Origin of the sequence: Mameliella sp. MMSF_3455 (assembly GCF_030733205.1) — a bacterium.
Classification (GTDB): domain Bacteria; phylum Pseudomonadota; class Alphaproteobacteria; order Rhodobacterales; family Rhodobacteraceae; genus Antarctobacter.
In genome coordinates, this window is sequence record NZ_JASHJL010000002.1 from 90,228 (window position 1) to 112,701 (window position 22,474).

The 22,474-nt window shown below is 65.1% G+C and carries 17 protein-coding genes; 12 read left to right on the forward strand and 5 right to left on the reverse strand.

The window, feature by feature from the left end; translation table 11 throughout:
- Positions 1 to 13: 13 nt before the first annotated feature.
- From glgC to infB, 9 genes are all read left to right on the forward strand, one after another.
- Complete coding sequence (glgC, locus tag RBB42_RS01630) at positions 14 to 1,270, forward strand: glucose-1-phosphate adenylyltransferase (protein WP_305967931.1); 1,257 nt, start codon at positions 14 to 16, stop codon at positions 1,268 to 1,270.
- A gap of 4 nt (positions 1,271 to 1,274) precedes the next feature.
- Positions 1,275 to 2,711 carry a glycogen synthase GlgA gene (glgA, locus tag RBB42_RS01635; RefSeq protein WP_305967930.1) on the forward strand — a complete coding sequence of 479 codons (1,437 nt, stop codon included), beginning with the start codon at positions 1,275 to 1,277 and terminating at the stop codon, positions 2,709 to 2,711.
- Entirely contained in the window at positions 2,708 to 4,810 is a 2,103-nt protein-coding gene (gene glgX / locus RBB42_RS01640) for a glycogen debranching protein GlgX (protein WP_305967929.1), read from the forward strand. Before glgA ends, glgX begins: the two co-directional genes overlap by 4 nt.
- A complete protein-coding gene (gene malQ / locus RBB42_RS01645; RefSeq protein WP_305967928.1) occupies positions 4,807 to 6,777 on the forward strand; it encodes a 4-alpha-glucanotransferase in 1,971 nt (656 codons plus the stop codon). The genes glgX and malQ overlap by 4 nt, the downstream gene beginning before the upstream one ends.
- 14 nt (positions 6,778 to 6,791) lie before the next feature.
- Positions 6,792 to 8,429 (forward strand): alpha-D-glucose phosphate-specific phosphoglucomutase, encoded by a 1,638-nt coding sequence (locus RBB42_RS01650; protein ID WP_305967927.1) that lies wholly within the window; start codon positions 6,792 to 6,794, stop codon positions 8,427 to 8,429.
- Positions 8,430 to 8,700: 271 nt separating this feature from the next.
- Positions 8,701 to 9,294, forward strand: coding sequence for a ribosome maturation factor RimP (gene rimP, locus RBB42_RS01655; RefSeq protein WP_305967926.1), 594 nt, complete (start codon positions 8,701 to 8,703; stop codon positions 9,292 to 9,294).
- Positions 9,295 to 9,296: 2 nt separating this feature from the next.
- Entirely contained in the window at positions 9,297 to 10,937 is a 1,641-nt protein-coding gene (nusA, locus tag RBB42_RS01660; RefSeq protein WP_305967925.1) for a transcription termination factor NusA, read from the forward strand.
- Positions 10,938 to 10,944: 7 nt separating this feature from the next.
- The gene (locus RBB42_RS01665; RefSeq protein ID WP_305967924.1) at positions 10,945 to 11,577 is read left to right on the forward strand and encodes an RNA-binding protein; all 633 of its coding nucleotides are present in this window, start codon (positions 10,945 to 10,947) and stop codon (positions 11,575 to 11,577) included.
- Between the two features lie 9 nt (positions 11,578 to 11,586).
- Complete coding sequence (infB, locus tag RBB42_RS01670) at positions 11,587 to 14,085, forward strand: translation initiation factor IF-2 (RefSeq protein WP_305967923.1); 2,499 nt, start codon at positions 11,587 to 11,589, stop codon at positions 14,083 to 14,085.
- 81 nt (positions 14,086 to 14,166) lie between these two features.
- On the opposite strand, the gene RBB42_RS01675 is transcribed toward infB, so the two are convergent.
- A complete protein-coding gene (locus RBB42_RS01675; protein WP_305967922.1) occupies positions 14,167 to 14,730 on the reverse strand; it encodes a carboxymuconolactone decarboxylase family protein in 564 nt (187 codons plus the stop codon).
- A gap of 155 nt (positions 14,731 to 14,885) precedes the next feature.
- On the opposite strand from RBB42_RS01675, the gene RBB42_RS01680 reads away from it, so the two are divergent.
- Positions 14,886 to 15,515 carry a TetR/AcrR family transcriptional regulator gene (locus RBB42_RS01680; RefSeq protein WP_305967921.1) on the forward strand — a complete coding sequence of 210 codons (630 nt, stop codon included), beginning with the start codon at positions 14,886 to 14,888 and terminating at the stop codon, positions 15,513 to 15,515.
- Between the two features lie 33 nt (positions 15,516 to 15,548).
- On the opposite strand, the gene RBB42_RS01685 is transcribed toward RBB42_RS01680, so the two are convergent.
- The 4 genes from RBB42_RS01685 to RBB42_RS01700 all read right to left on the reverse strand — a co-directional run bounded on the left by RBB42_RS01685 (position 15,549) and on the right by RBB42_RS01700 (position 18,443).
- Positions 15,549 to 15,671, reverse strand: a complete 123-nt coding sequence (locus tag RBB42_RS01685; RefSeq protein WP_305967920.1) for a hypothetical protein — start codon at positions 15,669 to 15,671, stop codon at positions 15,549 to 15,551.
- A 178-nt stretch (positions 15,672 to 15,849) separates the two neighbouring features.
- Complete coding sequence (gene mutT / locus RBB42_RS01690) at positions 15,850 to 16,248, reverse strand: 8-oxo-dGTP diphosphatase MutT (RefSeq protein WP_305967919.1); 399 nt, start codon at positions 16,246 to 16,248, stop codon at positions 15,850 to 15,852.
- Positions 16,249 to 16,348: 100 nt separating this feature from the next.
- Positions 16,349 to 17,566 carry a bifunctional glutamate N-acetyltransferase/amino-acid acetyltransferase ArgJ gene (gene argJ / locus RBB42_RS01695; protein WP_305967918.1) on the reverse strand — a complete coding sequence of 406 codons (1,218 nt, stop codon included), beginning with the start codon at positions 17,564 to 17,566 and terminating at the stop codon, positions 16,349 to 16,351.
- Between the two features lie 4 nt (positions 17,567 to 17,570).
- Positions 17,571 to 18,443, reverse strand: coding sequence for a peptidylprolyl isomerase (locus RBB42_RS01700; RefSeq protein WP_305967917.1), 873 nt, complete (start codon positions 18,441 to 18,443; stop codon positions 17,571 to 17,573).
- Between the two features lie 175 nt (positions 18,444 to 18,618).
- Between RBB42_RS01700 and secA the strand changes: the two genes are divergently transcribed.
- Positions 18,619 to 21,351: a preprotein translocase subunit SecA gene (gene secA, locus RBB42_RS01705; protein WP_305967916.1), complete on the forward strand. Its 2,733-nt coding sequence runs from the start codon at positions 18,619 to 18,621 to the stop codon at positions 21,349 to 21,351.
- 128 nt (positions 21,352 to 21,479) lie between these two features.
- Positions 21,480 to 22,454 (forward strand): translocase, encoded by a 975-nt coding sequence (locus RBB42_RS01710; protein WP_305967915.1) that lies wholly within the window; start codon positions 21,480 to 21,482, stop codon positions 22,452 to 22,454.
- Positions 22,455 to 22,474 lie beyond the last annotated feature (20 nt).

A 22,474-nucleotide genomic window follows, 5' to 3' on the forward strand; every position in this document is an offset into this window, starting at 1 on the left:
GGGGGAGGATCACATGGAATACGACAGGTTCAGACTGGCCCAGCAAACGATGGCCTATGTCCTGGCAGGCGGACGCGGGTCGCGCCTGAAAGAAATGACCGACATCCGTGCCAAACCCGCGGTCTATTTCGGCGGCAAGACCCGGATCATCGACTTTGCCCTGTCGAACGCGGTCAACTCTGGCATCCGCCGCATCGGCGTTGCCACCCAGTACAAGGCACACAGCCTGATCCGCCACCTGCAACGCGGCTGGTCCTTTTTCCGGGCCGAACGCAACGAGGGGCTGGATATTCTCCCGGCGTCACAGCAGCTGGACGAGGAAAACTGGTACAAGGGCACCGCCGACGCGGTCACCCAGAACATCTCGATCATCAAGGGGTACGAGCCCAAGTACATCCTGATCCTCGCCGGGGACCACATCTACAAGCAGGACTATTCCCACATGATCGAACAGCATGTGGTGTCCGGCGCCAAGGTGACGGTCGGCTGTATCGAGGTGCCGCGCGAAGAGGCCAAGGGCTTTGGCGTCATGGCGGTGGACGAGAACGACAAGATCCTGGACTTCGTCGAAAAGCCCGCCGATCCGCCGACCATGCCGGACGATCCGACCCGTTCCCTGGCCTCGATGGGGATCTACGTCTTCGAGACCGATTTCCTCTGCGACCTGCTGGAGGCGGATGCCAAGGACCCGAATTCCAGCCATGATTTCGGCAAGGACATCATTCCCGGGCTGGTCGCCTCGGGCGACGCGGTGGCCCATCCCTTCGGCCGGTCCTGCGTGATGGCCGGTCTGGAGACAAAGCCCTACTGGCGCGACGTCGGCACGCTGGATGCCTACTGGCAGGCCAATATCGACCTCACCGATTTCGAGCCCGAGCTGGACCTCTACGCCACCGACTGGCCGATCTGGACCTATTCCGAACTGACGGCCCCGGCCAAGTTCATCCACAACGAGGAAGGCCGGCGTGGTCAGGCCGTATCGTCGATGGTGTCGGGCGGCTGCATCATCTCTGGCTCGTCACTGTATCGCTGCCTGATGTTCACCGGGGTCAAGACGCATTCCTATTCACAGCTCGAAGGCGTCGTCGCCCTGCCCTACTCAGAGGTCGGACGACGGGCGCATGTCAAGAACGCGATCATCGACCGCGGGGTGCAGATCCCGCCGGGGCTGGTCGTGGGTGAGGACCCCGAACTGGACGCCAAGCGCTTTCGCAGGACGGAACAGGGTATCTGCCTGATCACGCGCAAGATGATCGAAGACCTGGAGTAAACCCATGAAGGTGCTGATGGTCACCTCGGAATGTGCGCCCTTCGTCAAGACCGGGGGGCTCGCGGACGTGGCGGGTGCCCTGCCGGGCGCGTTGGCGCCGCTGGGGGTCGAGGTCAAGACGGTCCTACCCGCCTACCCGGCGCTGTTCCCCTTGCTGGCCAAGGGCAAGGAGGTGGCCAGCTTTGGCGATCTGCCCGGAGGCACCGGGCGGCTGGTCGAGGTTCAGGCCCAGGGCCTGACCTTGCTTCTACTGGACGCGCCGCAGCTCTTCGACCGGCCCGGCGCACCCTACACCGGCGCCGATGGCAAGGACTGGCCCGACAATCACCGTCGATTCGGCGCGTTGGCACAGGCGGCGGCCCGGATCAGTTTCGACGGGCTGGACGGCTGGGTGCCGGACGTGCTGCACGCGCATGACTGGCAGGCCGCGCTGGCACCGGTCTATCTGAAACAGGATGGACGCAAGCCGCCCAAGTCGGTCATCACCATCCACAACATCGCCTTCCAGGGCCGGTTTGGCCCGCATGTCATGGGCGATCTGCAGTTGCGCAGCGACTGGTTCCACCCCGGCGGGCTGGAATACTACGGCGATGTCAGCTTTCTCAAGGCCGGGCTGGTCTATGCCGATCACATCACGACCGTCAGCCCGACCTATGCGCGCGAGATCCTGACACCGCAGTTCGGCATGGGCCTGAACGGGGTTCTGGCGGGTCGGGCTTCTGATCTGACCGGCATCCTGAACGGCATCGACCTGGAGGCCTGGAACCCCAAGAGCGATCCTGCCCTGCCCGCGACCTACGGGCTGAAACGGCTGGGGGCCAAGGCCAAGAACCGCGCCGCACTGGCAGAGCGGCTTGGGCTGGACCCTGATCATGACGGCCCGCTTTTTTGCGTCATCAGCCGCCTGACCCTGCAAAAGGGGCTGGACGCGCTGGCCGGCGCCCTGCCCGCGCTGGTCGCGGGCGGCGGGCAGCTGGCGTTGCTCGGCTCGGGCGATCCGGAGCTGGAGCGGGCCTTTCGTGACGCCGCCGCGCAGTTTCCCGGAAAGGTGGGGGTCGAGATCGGCTATGACGAGGCGCTGTCGCACCTGATGCAGGGCGGCTCTGACGCGATCCTGATCCCCTCGCGGTTCGAACCCTGCGGCCTGACCCAGCTGTACGGGTTGCGCTACGGCACCTTGCCGGTGGTGGCGCGGACCGGCGGGCTGGCCGACACGGTGATCGACGCCAACCACGCGGCGCTGGCGGCGGGCGTGGCCACGGGCTTTGTCTTTGACGATGTCTCCGTCGCCGGGATCGAGGATGCGATAGCCCGCGCCATCGCCGCCTATTCCGACCGGAACCTCTGGAAACAAATGCAGGCGGCGGCCATGCGTCAACCCGTGGGCTGGGAAAGCTCGGCCCGCGACTATGTCCGGATGTACGAGACCCTCTGCGCATGACCAAGACTAAGGGCGGCACATACGGGATCGGCGCCGGCCGGCCAAACCGGCTGGGCGCCGTCTTTGACGGTGAAGGCACCAACTTCGCGCTCTTCTCGGATCATGCCCAGCGGGTCGACCTGTGCCTGTTCTCGCCAGATGGCAAAACCGAGGTGCAGCGGCTGTCGCTGCCTGAACGGCGCGGCCCGGTCTGGCACGGGTATGTGGCCGGGCTGAAGCCCGGGACGCTCTATGGCTATCGCGTCCACGGCCCCTTTGCCCCCGAACGCGGCCATCGATTCAATGCAAACAAGCTGCTGGTCGATCCCTATACCCGCGCCCTGCACGGTGCGTTCAGCACGCATCCTGCCACCTTCGGCTACAGCACCGGTTCGGCAGATGCCGATCTGTCGTTTAACTCGTCCGACAGCGCCCCCCATACGCCGAAATCCGTGGTCTGGGACCCGGCGGACTATCCCACCGGCAGCAAGCGACTGCGGCGCGGATGGAGCAACACGGTCATCTACGAAACCCATGTCCGCGGGAGTACGATGCGCCACCCGAAAGTGCCCGAGGCCTTGCGCGGCACGGTCGAGGGGCTGGCATCGGACCCGATGCTGGACCACCTGACCCGGCTGGGCATCACTACGGTCGAACTGTTGCCGGTGCAGGCGATCCGGTCGGAAAACGCGCTGACCGGGCGCGGGTTGATCAATTACTGGGGCTACAATACCGCCGGGTTCTTTGTCCCCGAACCGCGCTATCTTGGCCCTGCTGGCGTGGCGGGATTTCGCCGGATGGTCGACAAGTTCCACGCGGCCGGGATCGAGGTGATCCTGGACGTGGTCTACAACCACTCGGCCGAGGGCGATCAGCTTGGGCCGACCTTCTCGTTTCGCGGGCTCGACAATGCCTCTTACTACCGGCTGGTCGAGGGCCAGCCGCGGTTCTACGTGAACGACACCGGCACCGGGAACACGCTGAACACGGATCATCCCTTTGTCCTGCGCCTGATCCTGGATTCCCTGCGTTTCTGGGTCGATTGCATGGGCGTGGACGGGTTCCGCTTTGACCTTGCCACCACGCTGGGGCGCGAACGACAGGGCTTCGACCGCAATGGCGGATTCATGGACGCGCTCAGGCAGGACCCGCTGCTGGCAGAGGTCAAGCTGATCGCCGAACCGTGGGACCTGGGGCATGGCGGCTATCGGCTGGGCGAGTTCCCACCGGAATTCGCCGAGTGGAACGACCGTTTTCGCGACACCGTCCGGCGTTTCTGGCGCGGTGACGGACACGCGGCGCAGGACCTTGGTTCGACCCTTCTTGGCACGGCCGACCTGTTCGATACGCGTGGGCGACGCACCTGGGCCTCTGTCAATTTCGCCGCCGCCCACGACGGGTTCACCCTGGCCGATGTCACCGCCTACTCAAAGCGCCACAACGAGGCCAACGGCGAGGGAAACCGCGACGGCCACCACGCCAACCACTCGGACAACCTGGGCGAAGAAGGCGAGACGGAGGACAAGGCGATTCTCTCGGCCCGCCGACAGCGCGTGCGCAACATGCTGGCCACGGTGATGTTGTCTCAGGGCACGCCGATGATCCTGGCAGGTGATGAAGGCGGCAACTCGCAAGGCGGCAACAACAACGCCTATTGCCAGGACAACGAGACCAGCTGGCTGGACTGGGCGGCAATGGACGAGGACCTGGTCAATTTCACCGCCGCACTGATCGCTTTCCGCAAGGCGCACGGCGTGTTGCGGCAGGGAAGGTTCCTGCACGGTGTCCAGCGCAAGGACGGAAAACCGGACGTGGAGTGGCGGGCCTTTGACGGCAGCGCGCTCAACTGGCGCGATCCGGGGCTGACCTCGCTCTGCCTGCTGCTGCGCGGCTGTGCCGAAAGTCCATCAGGCTGCGCCGACACCGAGCAAGTCCTGCTGGCCTTCAACCGCGAGGGCAGCGATCAAGTGCTGGAACTGCCCCGGACCGCCGGTATCTGGCGGCGCGAGATCGACAGTTCGACGTCCCGCCAGACCCCGCAGGACATCACCGAGGCGACCGTCAGCGTCGCCGCATTCAGCGTCGCGGGCTTTGTCCGCCATCCGGAGAAGACGACATGACCGGAGCCGATGAGGACCTGCGCGACCTGGCGAAGGCCTATGGCGTTCATCTCGGCTTTCACGATCTGCAAGGTCATGAACACGCCGCCGCCCCGGAGACATTGCGCGCGCTTCTCGGGGGCATGGGTGTCGCGGCCGATACGCCCGCCGCGGTGACCGAAGCGCTGGACCATCTGCGCGCCCGGCAGGACGAGAATCCCGTGCCGACCGAGATCCTGGCCCGCGCGGGCAAGCCGCTGTCCCTGCCCGTCCCGTCGCCCTGCGACTGGATGCTGCTGGACGAAAGTGGCGCCGAGGTGCAGGCGGGGAGGGCCGGCGACAGCATCGACATGGCGCCGCTGGGCATGGGGTATTTCACTCTGCATGTTGCCGCGCCGGACCGACATTCCGAATCGCTGGTGCTGGCGGCCCCCGCCCATGCGCCAACCGTTCAGGATCTCACCGGGCGGGCCAAGGGATGGGGCGTTTGCGGCGCGCTTTATGGCCTGCGTTCCGCGCACAACGGCGGGTTGGGCAGCTATGGCGACCTGCCCGCCGCCCTGCGGGCGCTGGCGCAGGCGGGGGCGCAATTCTTCGGGCTGAACCCGATCCACGCCTTGGGCTGGACCGCCGAGGAGATGACCAGCCCCTATTCCCCGACGCACCGGGGATTTTTCAGCACCGATCACATCGCGCCGCGCGCCGGACTGGGGCCGACACCACGGGATGAGCTGATCGACTATGTCACCTACCGCCGACGCCAGCGCGGCGCGCTGCACAGCGAATACCAGCGATTCGAGGCCGCCCCGGAACCCGAGCGCCGCGCCTTTCAGAGCTTCCGGGCCGAGGGCGGTGCCCGGTTGGATACCTTTGCCCAGTTCGAAGCACTGAGCGCCCTTTACGGCGAGGATTTCCGCAGCTGGCCCGACGCCCTGCGCCGCCCCGGCCCCGAGGCCGCGCGTGCCGCCGCCGAGGGCGTGGAATTCCACCAGTGGCTGCAATGGCGGGCCGAGACACAGATCGACGCCGCGCAGGCCACCGCGCGCGAGGCCGGGATGGACTTCGGGCTGTACCTTGACCTGGCCGTGGGCGCGCGGCCCGGCGGCGCCGAAGTCTGGATGCATCGCGACACCATCGCCCAAGGCGTCACCATCGGTGCTCCGCCCGACCACCTGAACCCCGAGGGCCAGTCCTGGAACCTGGCCGCCCATGCGCCGGCCCGTCTGCGCGCCGCGCAGTATCGCCCGCTGCGCGCCATGCTGCGCAAGCTGATGGCCAAGGCGGGCATCCTGCGGGTGGATCACGCGCTGGGCCTGTTGCGCAGCTTCTGGATTCCCGACGACGGCAGCCCGGGCGGCTATGTCTCGCAGCCATTCGAAAGCCTGCTTGCCGTGATCGCCATCGAGGCGGCGCGAACCCGCTGCCTTGTGGTTGGCGAGGACCTTGGCCTCGTGCCCGACGGCTTCCGCGAGACCCTGAACCGCGCCGGGCTGCTGAGTTATGCCGTCTGGCAATACGAGACGGCGCAAGACGGAACACTGTGCGATCCCAAGGACCTGCGCGCCTTTTCGCTGGCTTGTTTCGGCACCCACGACACGCCGACGCTGCGCGGCTTCTGGTACGGACAGGACATCGACTGGTGGCAACGCATGGGCTGGCTGAACAGCAGCCAGACCCGGGCGCGACACGATGAACGCGCCCGGCAGCGTGCGGGCCTGCGCGACTTGTGCGGCCTGCCGCCAGCGGCCCGTATCGACAGGATCACCGAAGCGGTGCAGGCCCGGCTTTGCACCGCGCCATCCGCGCTGGTGGCATTGCAACTGGACGACCTGCTGGGTTGCCTCGAGGCGCAGAACCTGCCCGGCACCATCGCCGAGCATCCGAACTGGCGCCGCCGCCTGCCCGTGGCGGTCGATGGCCTCAAGGAAGCATTGCCCGAGAGCCGCATTCGCGCTTTCATGCCCAAGGACCGCAGAGGGACCGATTAGAAAGGACCATTTCCATGACGCCCATCACCCGCCCGCTGACGCCCTTTGACGGCCAGAAACCCGGCACGTCCGGCCTGCGCAAGAAGACGCGCGTCTTCATGCAGGACGGCTATGTCGAGGCCTTCGTGCAGTCGATCTTCAACGCCATCGGCGGGGTTGAGGATAGGACATTCGTTGTCGGCGGGGACGGGCGTTACTACAACGCCGAGGCGATCCAGATCATCCTTCGCATGGCCGCCGCACAGGGTGCCGCGCGCTGCATCGTCGGACGCGAAGGCCTTCTATCGACGCCGGCTGCCTCGAACCTGATCCGCAAACGCGGTGCCGATGGCGGGCTTGTCCTGTCGGCGAGCCATAACCCGGGCGGCATCGAGGCGGATTTCGGCCTGAAATACAACATCTCCAACGGTGGTCCCGCGCCGGAGAGCGTGACCGCCGCGATCCACGAGCAGACGCAGGGCATTTCCGAATACACCACTCTGGAAACGCCGGACGTGGACCTGGGAATCCTGGGCGAAACCGGGCTGGGCAAGATGACGGTCGAGATCCTGGACCCGGTGGCCGATTACGCCTCGCTGATGCAGGAGCTGTTCGATTTCGACGCCATCCGGGCGCTGATCGCCGGGGGCTTTACCCTGAAATTCGACGCGATGCACGCGGTGACCGGCCCCTATGCCACTGCGATCATTGAAGGAATGCTGGGCGCGCCCAAGGGGACGGTGCTGAACGGCCTGCCTTCGGTCGATTTCGGCAAGGGGCATCCGGACCCGAACCCGATCTGGGCCAAGCCGCTGGTCGACATGGTGATGCGCGACGACGGGCCGGACTTTGCCGCCGCTTCGGACGGGGACGGCGATCGCAACATGATCCTGGGCAAGGGCGTCTATGTCACGCCCTCGGACAGCCTGGCCGTGCTGGCCGCAAATGCCCATCTTGCGCCTGGATACGCCAGCGGGCTGGCAGGTGTCGCGCGGTCGATGCCGACGAGCCGTGCCGCCGACCGTGTGGCGGAAAAACTGGGCATCGAAAGCTTTGAGACGCCGACCGGCTGGAAGTTCTTCGGCAACCTGCTGGACGCGGGTCGCGCCACGCTTTGCGGCGAGGAAAGCGCCGGCACCGGGAGCGATCACGTCCGCGAAAAGGACGGGCTTTGGGCGGTACTGTTGTGGCTTAACATATTGGCCGCACGCAAGATTCCCGTGTCGGAGATCCTCCAGGACCACTGGCGCAGCTATGGGCGCGACTACTATTCGCGGCACGACTACGAGGCGGTGGATGCCGCCGCCGCCGAGGGGCTGATGGGCGACATGAACGCCCGGCTGGACGATCTTCCCGGCACCGAGGTGGGCAATCCGCCCAAGGTGATCGCCCGCGCGGACCAGTTCTCCTACACCGATCCGGTGGACGGATCTGTCAGCAAAAACCAAGGCTTGCGGATCTTTTTCGAGGACGACAGCCGGGCGGTGATCCGCCTGTCGGGCACCGGCACCGAGGGCGCGACGATCCGCGTCTACCTGGAACGCTACGAGCCCGCCGGGGGTGATCTGAACGTCGAGACTCAGGCGGCGCTGCGCGACCTGGCGGCGGCGGTGAACGCGCTGACCGGCCTGCCGGAACGCACCGGGCGAACGGCCCCGGACGTCATGACCTGAGCCCGCGCCTGTGTACGTTTTGTACAAAACGTACGGCGATTCCTGCATTTTGTACAAAGGCGCAGGGTTTTGTTAACCCTGACCGCCGGGCGCCTTCGCGGCGGAGGACATCCGCCCCGGCGCCCTCCCCTCGCGAATCTGCTTGCGTCCGGTCCGGCGCTCGCCTATATGCGCTTCAACAGCGGCGCGCCGAGGTTCAGCCCCGGCGCCCATCGTTCTTTCGCAAACGGGCCGCTGGCCCGTTTTTTTGTGCCCGAAAGGCAAGTGACCAATGACCGACCTGATCGCAAAGACCGGCATGGACAAGCGTCTTGCGGAAATCGTGCAGCCCGTGATCGAGGACATGGGTTTCGAACTGGTCCGCATCCGACTGATGGGTGGACAGGTGCCGACGCTGCAGATCATGGCCGAACGCCCCCAGGGCGGAATCGAGGTGGATGAATGCGGCGAGATCTCGACCGCCGTCAGCGCCGTGCTGGACGTCGAGGACCCGATCATCGACGCCTATACGCTGGAAGTGTCCAGCCCCGGCATCGACCGCCCCCTGACCCGGCTGAAGGATTTCGAGACCTACGAGGGCTACGAAGCCCGGCTTGAGACCTCGGAGATGATCGAGGGCCGCAAGCGGTTTCGCGGCGTGCTGGCCGGGGTCGAGGACGGCGAGGTCCTGATCAACCTCGACGAGGGCACCATCGGGCTGGAATTCGACTGGCTGACCGACGCCAAGCTGGTGATGACCGACGAACTGATCCGCCTCATGCTGAAGGCCCGCAAGAAGGCGGATGCCCAGGGCGCAGGCACGACACTGGACGAGACCAAGTTTGACGAGATCGAGACCGAACAGTCTCGGGACGAGGAGCAATAACAATGGCAATCACCTCTGCAAACCAGCTGGAACTCCTGCAGACCGCCGAGGCGGTGGCGCGCGAGAAGATGATCGACCCCGGTCTGGTCGTCGAAGCGATGGAAGAAAGCCTCGCCCGGGCGGCCAAGTCCCGCTACGGCGCCGAGATGGACATCCGCGTGTCGATCGACCGGCGCACCGGCAAGGCGACCTTTACCCGCGTCCGCACCGTGGTCGAGGACGAGGAACTGGAAAACTACCAGGCAGAGATGACCGTCGAGCAGGCCAAGCAGTACATGGCCGACCCGCAGGTGGGTGACGTCTACTCGGAAGAGGTGCCGCCGGTGGAACTGGGCCGGATCGCGGCGCAGTCGGCCAAGCAGGTGATCCTGCAAAAGGTCCGCGAGGCCGAGCGCGACCGCCAGTACGACGAATTCAAGGACCGCGCCGGCACCATCATCAACGGCGTCGTCAAGCGCGAGGAATACGGCAACGTCATCGTCGACGTGGGCCGTGGCGAGGCGATCCTGCGCCGCAACGAGAAGATCGGCCGCGAATCGTATCGCCCGGGCGACCGCATCCGCTGCTACATCAAGGACGTGCGGCGCGAGACCCGCGGCCCGCAGATCTTCCTGTCGCGGACCGACCCGCAGTTCATGGCCGAGCTGTTCAAGATGGAAGTGCCGGAAATCTACGACGGCATCATCGAGATCAAGGCCGTCGCCCGCGACCCCGGTTCGCGCGCCAAGATCGCCGTGATTTCCTATGACAGCGGCATCGACCCGGTCGGCGCCTGCGTGGGTATGCGCGGCAGCCGCGTGCAGGCCGTGGTGAACGAGCTTCAGGGCGAAAAGATCGACATCATTCCGTGGAACGAGGATGTGCCGACCTTCCTGGTGAACGCCCTGCAGCCCGCCGAGGTCAGCAAGGTGGTCCTGGACGAAGAGGCCGAGCGCATCGAGGTGGTCGTGCCGGACGAGCAGCTGTCGCTGGCGATCGGTCGTCGCGGTCAGAACGTGCGCCTCGCTTCGCAGCTGACCGCGCTCGACATCGACATCATGACCGAAGAGGAAGAATCGAAGCGCCGCCAGGCCGAGTTCGAGGAACGCACCAAGCTGTTCATGGACACGCTGGACCTGGACGAGTTCTTTGCCCAGCTCCTGGTCTCCGAAGGCTTCACCAACCTCGAGGAAGTGGCCTATGTCGAGATCGACGAGCTGCTGGTGATCGACGGCGTGGACGAGGACACCGCCAACGAGTTGCAGGCCCGTGCCCGCGACGTTCTGGAAGAACAGGCGCGCAAGGCGCTGGAACACGCCCGCGAACTGGGCGTCGACGACAGCCTTGTGAACTTCGAGGGCCTGACGCCCCAGATGGTCGAGGCGCTGGCCGAGGACGGCATCAAGACGCTGGAAGACTTTGCCACCTGCGCCGACTGGGAACTGGCCGGCGGCTGGACCACCGTGGACGGCCAGCGCGTCAAGGACGACGGCCTGCTGGAGAAATTCGAGGTCGATCTCGAAGAGGCGCAGAACATGGTCATGACCGCGCGCGTCCTGCTGGGCTGGGTCGATCCCACCGAGCTGGAGGCCGAGGCCGAGGCCGAGGAAGGTGACGCAGACCTGTCCGACGACACCGGCGAGACCGAAGAGCAGGAGGCCTGATACCGGCATGACGAGAGGCGGACGGGCCAAGACGCACGACGACGGACCAGAGCGGAAGTGCATCGCCACCGGCGATGTGCAGCCCCGCGACGGGCTGATCCGGTTCGTTCTGGGCCCGGACGGACGGATGGTTCCGGATCTGGCTGGTAAATTGCCCGGACGAGGCGTATATATATCGGCCAACCGGGCGGCGATCGACAAGGCAGCCGCAAAGGGGCTTTTCTCACGGGCAATGAAACAGCCCGTGAAACTCCCCGACGGGCTGTCCGATCTGATCGAACAGATGCTGGCGAAGCGGGTCATCGACCTGATCTCGCTGGCGCGGAAGTCGGGACAGGCCATCTCGGGCTACGAGAAGGTCAAGTCCTGGTTGCAGATGGAAGAGGCCTCGGTGCTGATCCAGGCGGAGGACGGCTCGGGTCGGGGCAAGTCGAAACTGTCGACGCCGTATGGCGGCGATTACATCGGCTGGCTGACGGCAGATGAACTGGGCATGGCCTTTGGCCGACAAACTGTGATACATGCCGCGCTTGGCTCTGGCGGACTCGTGCCGCGTATTGTAGAGGAAGCCCAGCGCTTGAAGGGTGTACGCGTCACGTCAGACGCGGATCGCGGTGGCAGGGGCCACCGGAAAGGATGAAGAAGCTTTATGAGCGATAACGACGGCAAAAAGACATTGGGCGTGCGTGGCGGCGGGGCCCGTTCGGGCAGTGTGAAGCAGAGCTTCAGCCACGGACGCACAAAGAACGTCGTGGTGGAGACCAAGCGTAAGCGGGTCGTCGTCCCGAAGCCCGGCGCCGGTAGCGGCGCGGGTGGCGGCAAGGGCGGCCAGGTCGGCGGTTCGGGTGGCAAGCGCCCGGCCGGCATCTCGGACGCAGAGATGGAGCGCCGCCTGAAGGCGCTGCAAGCCGCCAAGGCACGCGAGGCCGAGGAAGCCGCCAAGCGCGAGGCCGAGGAAAAGGCCCGCGCCGAAGAGCGCGAGCGCCTCCGCGCCGAAAAGGAACAGAAAGAGCGCGAACAGCGCGAAGCCGAAGAAGCGCTGAAGCGCAAGGCCGAGGAAGAAGAGCGCAAGAAGCGCGAGGCGGAGGACGCGGCCAAGGCCGCAGCCGCTGCCGCCGCCCAGCCTGCGCCCAAGGCCGACGAACAGGCCCGCGCCAAGCCCAAGAAGGACGAGGCCCCGCGCCGGACCCCCGACCGCGACGACCAGAAGAGCGGTCGTGGTGGACGTGGCCGTGGCGACGGCGGACGCCGTTCGGGCAAGCTGACCCTGAACCAGGCCCTGTCGGGCGGCGAAGGTGGCCGGCAGAAATCCCTGGCCGCGATGAAGCGGAAACAGGAACGCGCACGCCAGAAGGCGATGGGCGGCCAGCAGGCACGCGAAAAGGTGACGCGCGACGTCAAGCTGCCCGAGGCGATCACGGTGGCCGAACTGGCCAACCGCATGGCCGAACGCGTGGGCGATGTGGTCAAGTCGCTGATGAACAACGGCATCATGGCGACCCAGAACCAGTCGATCGACGCCGATACCGCGGAATTGATCATCGAGGAATTCGGCCACCGCGTGCAGCGTGTGTCGGACGCCGACGTCGAGGACGTCATCAAGGAGGTCGAGGACAAGCCCGAAGACCTGCACCCGCGTCCCCCGGTCATCACGATCATGGGTCACGTCGACCACGGCAAGACCTCGCTTCTGGACGCGATCCGGGATGCCAAGGTGACGGCCGGCGAAGCGGGCGGCATCACGCAGCACATCGGCGCCTACCAGGTGACGACCGACAGCGGTGCTGTGCTGAGCTTCCTCGATACGCCGGGCCACGCGGCCTTTACCTCGATGCGCTCGCGCGGGGCACAGGTGACCGATATCGTCGTGCTGGTGGTTGCCGCGGATGACGCGGTGATGCCGCAGACCGTCGAGGCCATCAACCACGCCAAGGCGGCGCAGGTGCCGATGATCGTGGCGATCAACAAGATCGACAAGCCGTCGGCCAACCCCACCAAGGTGCGCACCGATCTGTTGCAGCACGAGGTGATCGTCGAGGAGCTGTCCGGTGACGTGCAGGACGTCGAGGTCTCGGCCCATACCGGCCAGGGCCTGGATGAACTGCTGGAAGCCATCGCGCTGCAGGCCGAGATCCTGGAACTGAAGGCGAACCCGAACCGGGCCGCCGAAGGTGCCGTGATCGAGGCGCAGCTGGACGTGGGCCGTGGCCCCGTGGCGACCGTGCTGGTTCAGCGCGGCACCCTGCGCCAGGGCGATGTCTTTGTCGTCGGCGAGCAGTACGGCAAGGTCCGCGCACTGATCAACGACAAGGGCGACCGCGTCAAGGAAGCCGGTCCCTCGGTGCCTGTCGAGGTGCTGGGCCTGAACGGCACACCCGAGGCCGGCGACGTTCTGAACGTCACCGAGACCGAGGCGCAGGCGCGTGAAATCGCCGAGTACCGTGCCAACCTGGCCAAGGAAAAGCGTGCCGCGGCAGGTGCCGCCACCACGCTGGACCAGCTGCTGCAGAAGGCCAAGGAAGACGAGAACGTCAGCGAGCTGCCGGTCATCGTCAAGGCGGACGTGCAGGGCTCTTCCGAGGCCATCGTTCAGGCGCTGGAGAAGGTCGGCAACGACGAGGTCCGCGTACGGGTCATCCACTATGGCGTGGGGGCCATCACCGAAACCGACGTGGGCCTTGCAGAGGCCTCCGGCTGTCCGGTGATCGGCTTCAACGTGCGGGCCAATGCGCCCGCCCGCAACGCGGCCAACCAGAAGGGCGTCGAGATCCGCTATTACTCGGTGATCTACGACCTCGTGGACGACGTGAAGGCGGCGGCCTCGGGCCTGCTGTCGAACGAGATCCGCGAGAACTTCATCGGGTATGCCGAGATCAAGGAAGTCTTCAAGGTGTCGAACGTCGGCAAGGTGGCTGGCTGTCTCGTCACCGAGGGCATTGCCCGCCGCTCCGCCGGCGTGCGCCTGCTGCGCGACGACGTGGTGATCCACGAAGGTACGCTGAAAACGCTCAAGCGTTTCAAGGACGAGGTTGCCGAGGTGCAGTCCGGCCAGGAATGCGGCATGGCCTTCGAGAACTACGACGACATCCGTCCGGGCGACGTGATCGAGATCTTCGAACGCCAGGAGATCGAACGGTCGCTGGACTGATCCCGCTGATAGCACCACATGGAAAGGCCGGCGAAATTCGCCGGCCTTTTTCGTTGGTCGCCTTGTGAGGCTTGGCCCGTTTCAGGCCGCCTTGTCGGTCTTGGACCAGGCGAACTTTTCGAACACCTTGTCGACCGGCGTCCGGGCGAGGTGGTTGGTGTAGTTCGACATGATCTTCTGGCTGTAGCCCAGGATCACATCCAGGATGTTCTGGTGGGTGTAGCCGGCATCAAGGAAGGCTTGCACGTCCTCGTCCGCCACGAAACCGTTCTGGCGCACCAGTTTCAGGGTGAAGGTCCGCAGCGCTTCCAGTTTGGCCGTGGGCAAGGGCGTTTCGTCGCGCAGGGCGTTGGTGATCTCGTCGTCGACGCCCATCTGCTTGGCGATGCCAGTGTGGGCGGGGACGCAGTAGTGGCATTCGTTCTCGACGTTGATCGCCTGCCAGACGACGGTCAGTTCATCCTTGTCAAAGCTGCTGTTCTGAAACAGCCGGTGCAGGGTCTGGTAGCCCTCCAGCAAGGCCGGCGATTCCGCCATCACCCGATGCAGGCCGGGCAGACGGCCGAAGGCAGCCTTGGAGTTTTCCAGCAGGGGCTTGGACTCTTCGGGTGCGGAGGTTTCGTCGTGCAGGGTGAATTCGGTCATCTTTGTCTCCTTTGGGTTGGCTTGATGTGCCGTCTGTGCAGGGAACATAGTTGTCTTGAGCGATCACTCAATGCTGGTTTTGAGTGTTCACTCAAACGTGAGCGAGCATGACAAACGCAGGACAAAGGGAGCAGGACCGCCTATATGTGTCGCCCATGACACGAGCACGGCCATATGATCGCGATACCGCCCTTGATGCGGCGCTGACCCTGTTCTGGAAAAAGGGCTATCACGCCACGTCCCTGAAGGACCTGGAGGCTGCCCTGCAGATGAAGCCCGGCAGCATCTACGCCGCGTTCAAGAGCAAGGAGGCCCTGTTCCTGCTGGCGCTTGATCGCTACTACCAGCGCAACAGGCAGACCCTTGCGGACCTGCAGACGGCCCATGCATCGCCTCTGACCGCTTTGGCAGAGTTCCTTCGCTCGTTTGCCAAGGCAGAGGCGGACGATCCCAAGCGGCGCGCCTGCATGGTGGTCCGCACGATGCTGGACGCAACAGAGGGCGAGGCCGCGCTGGCCGTGCAGTCACGTCACTACCTCGACAAGATGACAGGCGAGTTCCGGGCGATCTTCGACGCCGCGAAAGCGGCCGGAGAACTGCCGGAGGATGCGGATACAGCGCGGCTGGCCCGCCGCTATCAGGCCAACCTGACGGCCCTGCGGATCGAGGCGCAGCGCGGCCTGGAGGCGGCAGCGCTGTCCGATCTCTCGGAGGACATGGCCTGTGAGATCGAAGCGATGCGCATGAAAAAAGGGGCCGAGTCGCCCTCTGCCCCCGCGAACTGACTACGACCCGGGTGAAGGCACCCGGAGGACCTTTCAGGCAGGTTTGCCGACGAACAGGTTGTTGCCGACGCGCACCGATATGCGGCCATCGGGGAATGTCTTTTCCACGAGGCCCTGAACCGAAACACAACTTCCGATAACGATTGTCTTGAGCATGACGCACCTCCGGTTGTTTGAGTTGTGGGCAAATTACAACGGTCGCGGCAACAATGCCATAGTCCCTTTGTCTATGTTTCGCGATACTTAGCCCGAAAAACAGGCACCGGCGCGGAAATCGCAGGCAACCGGCAATTGCCCGCCACAAAGAGATGGGGAAAAGGTCAACGAGGCTTGCCTAAAGCCAATCCCTCAGAATCGGGATCAAGGGAATATCGGCCGGCGGCATGGGGTAGTCGCGCAACTCTTGCTTGCGCACCCATTTCAGCGCCTGCCCCTCTTTCGACTGCGGAATCCCGCCCCACTTGCGGCAGGCAAACAGCGGCATCAGCAGGTGGAAATCATCGTAGCCATGCGAGGCAAAGGTCAGGGGTGCGAGACAGCTGGACCAGGTCTCGATCCCCAGTTCCTCGTGCAACTCGCGAATCAGTGCGGCCTCGGGCGTTTCCCCCGTTTCGACCTTGCCGCCCGGGAATTCCCAGAGGCCGGCCATGCTCTTGCCCTCGGGCCGCTGGGCAAGGAGGACGCGGCCGTCGGCGTCGATCAGGGCGACGGCGGAAACGAGAATGATCTTCATGGAAACCTGCTCTGGCTGGCGAGGGAGGGAGCGAGGGGCCAGCCCCTCGCGCTCCCCGGAGTATTTATGGAGAGAAGAAACAGGGGCCGCAACGGAATGGTCAGGACCGGTAGTCCGCGTTGATCTGGATGTAGCCGTGGGTCAGGTCGCAAGTCCAGACGGTGGCCTGTCCGGCGCCAAGTCCGATATCGACGTTGATGTCGATTTCCTGCCCCTTGAAATAGGTGGCGCCATCCTCCTCGCGGTAGCTTTCGGCGACCCAGCCCTCGCTGGCGACAAGGGTGTCGCCAAAGCGGATCGACAGCTTGTCCCGGTCGGCCGCGGCGCCGCTCTTGCCAACGGCCATGACGATGCGGCCCCAGTTCGGGTCCTCTCCGGCAAGGGCGGTCTTGACCAGCGGCGAGTTGGCGATCGCCAGCGCATGGGTCCGGGCATCGGCATCCGAGGCCGCGCCGGAGACATGCACGGTGACGAATTTCGTCGCCCCCTCGCCGTCGCGCACGACCTGGTGCGCCAGGTCCAGCATCACGTTGTACAGCGCCTGGGTGAAGTCGGCGTTCCAGGTCACGTCGACGCCGGACGCACCGGTCGCCGCCATCAGCAGCGTGTCCGAGGTCGAGGTGTCGCTGTCCACGGTGATGTTGTTGAAGGTCTTGGCGTTGAGTTCCGACACCAGTCCCTGCAAATCGGCGCGGCCGATGCGCGCGTCGGTGAAGATGTACACCAGCATGGTCGCCATGTCGGGCGCGATCATGCCCGAGCCCTTGGCGATCCCGGCGATTCGCACCGGTTTGCCATCGACGTCGATTTCCGCCGTCGCCGCCTTGGGAAAGGTGTCGGTGGTCATGATGGCACGGGCGGCATCTGCCAGCCCCGCGGGCGAGAGGGCGCCGTGCAGTTCGTCCAGCTTGGCGGTGATGCGGTCATGCGGCAGGCGTTCGCCGATCACCCCGGTCGAGGAGGTGAAGACACGCGATGCCGGCAGGCCGGTTTGCGCCGCCACTGCCTCGCAGATGGCCGAGACGGAGCCTTCACCGGCCTTGCCGGTAAAGGCGTTGGAATTGCCCGAGTTGACGATGATGGCCGCGCCTTCGGCGCTGTCGGCGCCGATCTTGGCCTGGCAGTCCAGCACGTTGGCCGACCGCGTGGCCGAGCGGGTGAACACCCCGGCCACGACGCTGCCCGGATCGAGCAGTGCCAGCATCACGTCCGGGCGCCCCGTGTAGCGCACCCCGGCCTCGGCGATAGCGAACCTTGCGCCCCCGATGACCGGGAGCGCGGGAAAGTCTGCGGGAGCAAGCGGAGACCGGGGAGGCATCGGGTCAGTCCCCCAGCAGGTCGAAGTTGTTCAGGATCGACGTGTCGATGTCCGTGAAATCGAGCCGCGTCACCTCACCGGCCTCGGTCTGTTCCTCGATATAGGCCTGGACCGCGTCCTGCTTGAGCTTCTGCTCGATCGCGGGGCGAACCTGTTCCAGCGGCGGGGCATCCATCGTCCGGGTCTCGTTCAGGGTGATGACATGCCAGCCATAGCGCGTCTGCACCGGGTCGGAGACGGCGCCCGGCTCCATCGCGGCGACCGCGTCTTCGAAGGCCTTGAGCATCCGGCCCTTGCCGAACCAGCCCAGCGAGCCGCCGTTGGGACCAGTCGGACCGGTGGAGTTGGCGCGCGCCAGTTCCGCGAAATCGGCGCCGTCGGCCAGTTCCTGGATCAGTTCCTTGGCCTTTTCCTCGGTCTCGACCAGGATGTGCGAGGCATTGTATTCGACCCCCAGGTCGGCATCGACGTAATCGGCCTTGTAGGCGGCCTCGACGGCCTCTTCGGTCACCGAACCTTCGGCCACGGCCCGCATCGCCTCGGCGGCCAGCAGCTCGCGCTCTTCGTTGTCCAGCGCCAGCTTGACCCGGTGGGTTTCCTCGCTCTTGTCGGACTGGGCCATGGTCTCGTACTGGATCAGCCGTTCCAGCAGCCCTTCCCAGAGCTGGTCGGTCGGCGCCTGCTGGAACTGCTCGGGCAGCCCGACGCGCGCCATCAGCATGTGGCCAAAGGTGATGTCCTTGCCGTTGACGGTGGCGACGACGGTGTCGATGGTGATCTCGGCCGGCTTGTCGGCCTCGGCGTCCTGCGCGAGGGCCGGCAAGGCAAGGGTCAGGGCGACCGCCGCAGCCGAGAGTTTCATGAGGGTTTTCGACATCGGTTCTTCCTCTTGATTCGGTGCCGCGTCCCTGGGCGGCGTTGACACTCTACAGCCGTCCCCTTACATGCCCGAAAGGCTCTGCGAGGCCGGTCTTTTCGTTCCGTCATATGGCTCATGTGCGAGGCGGGCAAGCAGATGCCGCACTTGACGCTGGAAACAGGTACATCAGACCATGCTGGGAAAAATCGCGCGCAAGGTGTTCGGCACGCCGAATGACCGTAAGATCAAGGCCACACGTCCGCTGGTGGAAAAGATCAACGCGCTGGAACCGGAGTTCGAGAAACTCGACGATGCCGGTCTGATCGCCAAGAGCGAAGAGTTCAAGGAGCGCATCGAAAAGGGCGAAAGCCTGGACTCGCTGCTGCCGGAGGCCTTTGCCAACTGCCGCGAAGCCGCCAAGCGCGCCCTGGGCCTGCGCGCCTTCGACGTGCAGCTGATGGGCGGGATCTTTCTGCATCAGGGCAACATCGCCGAGATGAAGACCGGCGAGGGCAAGACATTGGTCGCAACCTTCCCCGCCTACCTGAACGCCCTGACCGGCAAGGGCGTGCATATCGTCACCGTCAACGACTATCTCGCCAAGCGGGACGCCGAGTGGATGAGCAACGTCTACGGCGCGCTGGGTCTGACGACCGGCGTCGTCTACCCGCGCCAGCCGGACGAGGAGAAGAAACAGGCCTATGCCTGCGACATCACCTACGCGACAAACAACGAGCTGGGCTTCGACTATCTGCGCGACAACATGAAGTCCGAGCTGGACCAGATGTTCCAGCGCGACCACTACTTTGCTGTCGTCGACGAGGTCGACTCGATCCTGATCGACGAGGCGCGCACGCCGCTGATCATCTCGGGGCCATCCGACGACCGGTCCGAGCTGTACCTGTCCATCGACAAGCTGATCCCGGAGCTGGCCGAGGATCACTATACCGTCGATGAAAAGACCCGGAACGTCACCTTTACCGACGAGGGCAACGAGTACCTAGAGCAGATGCTTCAGGCACATGACCTGCTTGAGGAGGGCCAGAGCCTCTATGACCCGGAAAGCACCACCGTTGTGCATCACGTCAACCAGGCGATCCGGGCGCACAAGCTGTTCACCAAGGACAAGGATTACATCGTCCGCGACGGCGAGGTCGTTCTGATCGACGAGTTCACCGGCCGGATGATGGCCGGCCGCCGCCTGTCGGACGGTCTGCACCAGGCGATCGAGGCCAAGGAAGGCTGCGACATCCAGCCCGAGAACGTGACGCTGGCCAGCGTGACCTTCCAGAACTATTTCCGCCTGTACGAGAAGCTGTCGGGCATGACCGGGACGGCGGCCACCGAGGCCGAGGAATTCAGCCAGATCTACGGTCTGGGCGTGGTCGAGGTGCCGACCAACCTGCCGATTGCAAGGATCGACGAGGACGACGCCGTCTATCGCACCGGCGCCGAGAAATACGCAGCCATCGTCGAAGAGATCAAGAAAGCCCATGAAAAGGGCCAGCCGGTCCTCGTCGGCACCACCTCGATCGAGAAATCCGAGATGCTGAGCCAGATGCTGACGCAGGCGGGGCTGAAGCACAACGTCCTGAACGCGCGCCAGCACGAGCAGGAGGCACAGATCGTCGCCGACGCGGGCAAGCTGGGCGCGATCACCATCGCCACGAACATGGCGGGCCGCGGCACCGACATCAAGCTGGGCGGCAACGTGGAATTCCAGATCATGGAAGCCATCGCCGCCAATCCCGACCGCCACCCCGACGAGATCCGCGCCGAGATCGCGGCCCAGCACGAGGCCGACGAACAGGCGGTCAAGGAGGCGGGCGGCCTGTTCGTTCTGGCCACCGAACGCCACGAATCGCGCCGCATCGACAACCAGCTGCGCGGCCGTTCGGGCCGTCAGGGCGACCCGGGGCGCTCCTCCTTCTTCCTCAGCCTCGAAGATGACCTGATGCGCATCTTCGGCTCGGAACGGCTGGAAAAGGTGCTGTCGGGCCTGGGCATGAAGGAAGGCGAGGCCATCGTTCACCCCTGGGTGAACAAGTCGTTGGAGCGCGCGCAGGCCAAGGTCGAGGGGCGCAACTTCGACATCCGCAAGCAGCTGTTGAAGTTCGACGACGTGATGAACGACCAGCGGAAGGTCATCTTCAGCCAGCGGCGCGAGATCATGGAATCGCAGGACGTCAGCGAGATCACCTCGGACATGCGTCACGAGGTGATCGAGGAACTGGTGGATGCCTATGCCCCGCCCAAGGCCTATGCCGACCAGTGGAACACGCAGGGGCTTTACGCCGCCGTGCTGGAAAAGCTGGGCATGGACCTGCCCATCATCGGCTGGGCCGAGGAAGACGGCGTCGACCAGGAGGTGATCCGCGAGCGTCTGGAAGAAGCCAGCGACGAGATGATGGCGGAGAAGACCGAGGCCTTTGGCCCGGACACCATGCGCCAAATCGAAAAGCAGGTGCTGCTGCAGACCATCGACGGCAAGTGGCGCGAACACCTGCTGACGCTGGAACACCTGCGGTCGGTCGTGGGCTTCCGCGGGTATGCGCAACGTGACCCGCTGAACGAGTACAAGAACGAATCCTTCCAGCTGTTCCAGAACATGCTGGACGGCCTGCGCGAGACGGTGACCGAGCAGCTCAGCAAGGTGCGCCCGATGTCCGAAGAGGAACAGCAGGCGATGATCGCCGAAATGCGCCGCCAGCAGGAAGAGATGCAGCGCCAGATGGACCGCGCCGCCGCAAGCGCGGCCCCGGCGCCCTCTGCCGCCGTGCCGGCAGGCGATGCGCCGGCCCCCGAGGCCGTGGCCGAGGGCTTTGACGAGAACAACCCCGAAACCTGGGGGAACCCCGGTCGCAACGATCCCTGCCCCTGCGGGTCGGGAAAGAAGTTCAAGCACTGCCACGGTCGGTTCAGCTGACCCCGCGCGGCGGCCCCCGGCGGGCCGCCCGCCCGATTTACGCCTCAATGACTCCGCCTGCGTGCCCAATGCGCGCCATGTTTGCCCCTCATGTTAAAGACTGAGAACAAGGGACAGGAGTCTTCATCATGGTCCGGCTTTCCAGCTATCTCCTCGGCGGCGTAACCCTGGTTTGCGCGCTTGGGACCGGCTACGTGATGCAATACGGCTTTTCCCTGCCACAACAGGGCGGCAAGGCGGCTGATACCAGGCTGGAAATCTCGGAGATCAAGCAGACGTCAGCGGCCCTTGCCCTGCCCATGATCCCCGCCGACAGGCCGCCCGAGGCGCACCTGCCCGAGGCCCCGGTGGTGATCAAGGCCGCCGCAGAGGGGGACCTGCCCGAGGCTGACCTCCCCGAGGCGTCAGTGGCGGCCGGGTTTTCCTGCGACATCACGATGAGCGCGACCCCCATCGCGGGCGCGCTTGTCGACGTCGAGCTGATCGCTCCTTGTCGCGCCAGCGAACGGGTGACGATCCACCATCAGGGCATGATGTTCACCGACGTGATACAGCCAGACGGATCGCTCTCCGTGTCTGTGCCCGCCCTGGCCGAGCAAGCCGTCTTTATCGCCAGCTTTGCCAACGGCGAGGCCGCGCTGGCCACAACCGACGTGAGCTCTCTGCCGTTCTATGATCGCGTCGTCGTCCAATGGAAAGGCGACGCCGGGCTGCAATTGCATGCGAGAGAATTCGATGCCGGCTATTTCACCGATGGCCACATCTGGGCCGCCCATGCCGGCAACCTGACCGCCGCCGCCAAGGGAGAAGGCGGTTTCCTGTCCCGCTTGGGGAGCGCTGACATACCCGAAGCCCTGTTTGCCGAGGTCTATTCATTCCCCGCCGGCACCGCCAGGCGCGGCGGTGAGATCCTGCTGTCGGTCGAGGCCGAAGTGACCGCAGGCAATTGCGAAACCCAGGTCGAGGCCCAGACGCTGGACATCCGCCAAGGCGGCGATCTTCGCGCCCGCGACCTGACGCTGCAGATGCCCTCTTGCGAGGTCCTGGGCGACCTTCTGGTGTTGAAAAACCTTGTCGAAGACATGACTATCGCCGCCAGATGACAGGCGGGTAACGGGGACTT

Excerpts from the sequence above, each read along its gene's own strand:
- glgC (WP_305967931.1), top strand. The coding sequence starts at position 14 with ATGGAATACGACAGGTTCAGACTGGCCCAGCAAACGATGGCCTATGTC.
- glgA (WP_305967930.1), top strand. The coding sequence starts at position 1,275 with ATGAAGGTGCTGATGGTCACCTCGGAATGTGCGCCCTTCGTCAAGACC.
- glgX (WP_305967929.1), top strand. The coding sequence starts at position 2,708 with ATGACCAAGACTAAGGGCGGCACATACGGGATCGGCGCCGGCCGGCCA.
- malQ (WP_305967928.1), top strand. The coding sequence starts at position 4,807 with ATGACCGGAGCCGATGAGGACCTGCGCGACCTGGCGAAGGCCTATGGC.
- RBB42_RS01650 (WP_305967927.1), top strand. The coding sequence starts at position 6,792 with ATGACGCCCATCACCCGCCCGCTGACGCCCTTTGACGGCCAGAAACCC.
- rimP (WP_305967926.1), top strand. The coding sequence starts at position 8,701 with ATGACCGACCTGATCGCAAAGACCGGCATGGACAAGCGTCTTGCGGAA.
- nusA (WP_305967925.1), top strand. The coding sequence starts at position 9,297 with ATGGCAATCACCTCTGCAAACCAGCTGGAACTCCTGCAGACCGCCGAG.
- RBB42_RS01665 (WP_305967924.1), top strand. The coding sequence starts at position 10,945 with ATGACGAGAGGCGGACGGGCCAAGACGCACGACGACGGACCAGAGCGG.
- infB (WP_305967923.1), top strand. The coding sequence starts at position 11,587 with ATGAGCGATAACGACGGCAAAAAGACATTGGGCGTGCGTGGCGGCGGG.
- RBB42_RS01675 (WP_305967922.1), bottom strand. The coding sequence starts at position 14,730 with ATGACCGAATTCACCCTGCACGACGAAACCTCCGCACCCGAAGAGTCC.
- RBB42_RS01680 (WP_305967921.1), top strand. The coding sequence starts at position 14,886 with ATGACACGAGCACGGCCATATGATCGCGATACCGCCCTTGATGCGGCG.
- RBB42_RS01685 (WP_305967920.1), bottom strand. The coding sequence starts at position 15,671 with ATGCTCAAGACAATCGTTATCGGAAGTTGTGTTTCGGTTCAGGGCCTC.
- mutT (WP_305967919.1), bottom strand. The coding sequence starts at position 16,248 with ATGAAGATCATTCTCGTTTCCGCCGTCGCCCTGATCGACGCCGACGGC.
- argJ (WP_305967918.1), bottom strand. The coding sequence starts at position 17,566 with ATGCCTCCCCGGTCTCCGCTTGCTCCCGCAGACTTTCCCGCGCTCCCG.
- RBB42_RS01700 (WP_305967917.1), bottom strand. The coding sequence starts at position 18,443 with ATGTCGAAAACCCTCATGAAACTCTCGGCTGCGGCGGTCGCCCTGACC.
- secA (WP_305967916.1), top strand. The coding sequence starts at position 18,619 with ATGCTGGGAAAAATCGCGCGCAAGGTGTTCGGCACGCCGAATGACCGT.
- RBB42_RS01710 (WP_305967915.1), top strand. The coding sequence starts at position 21,480 with ATGGTCCGGCTTTCCAGCTATCTCCTCGGCGGCGTAACCCTGGTTTGC.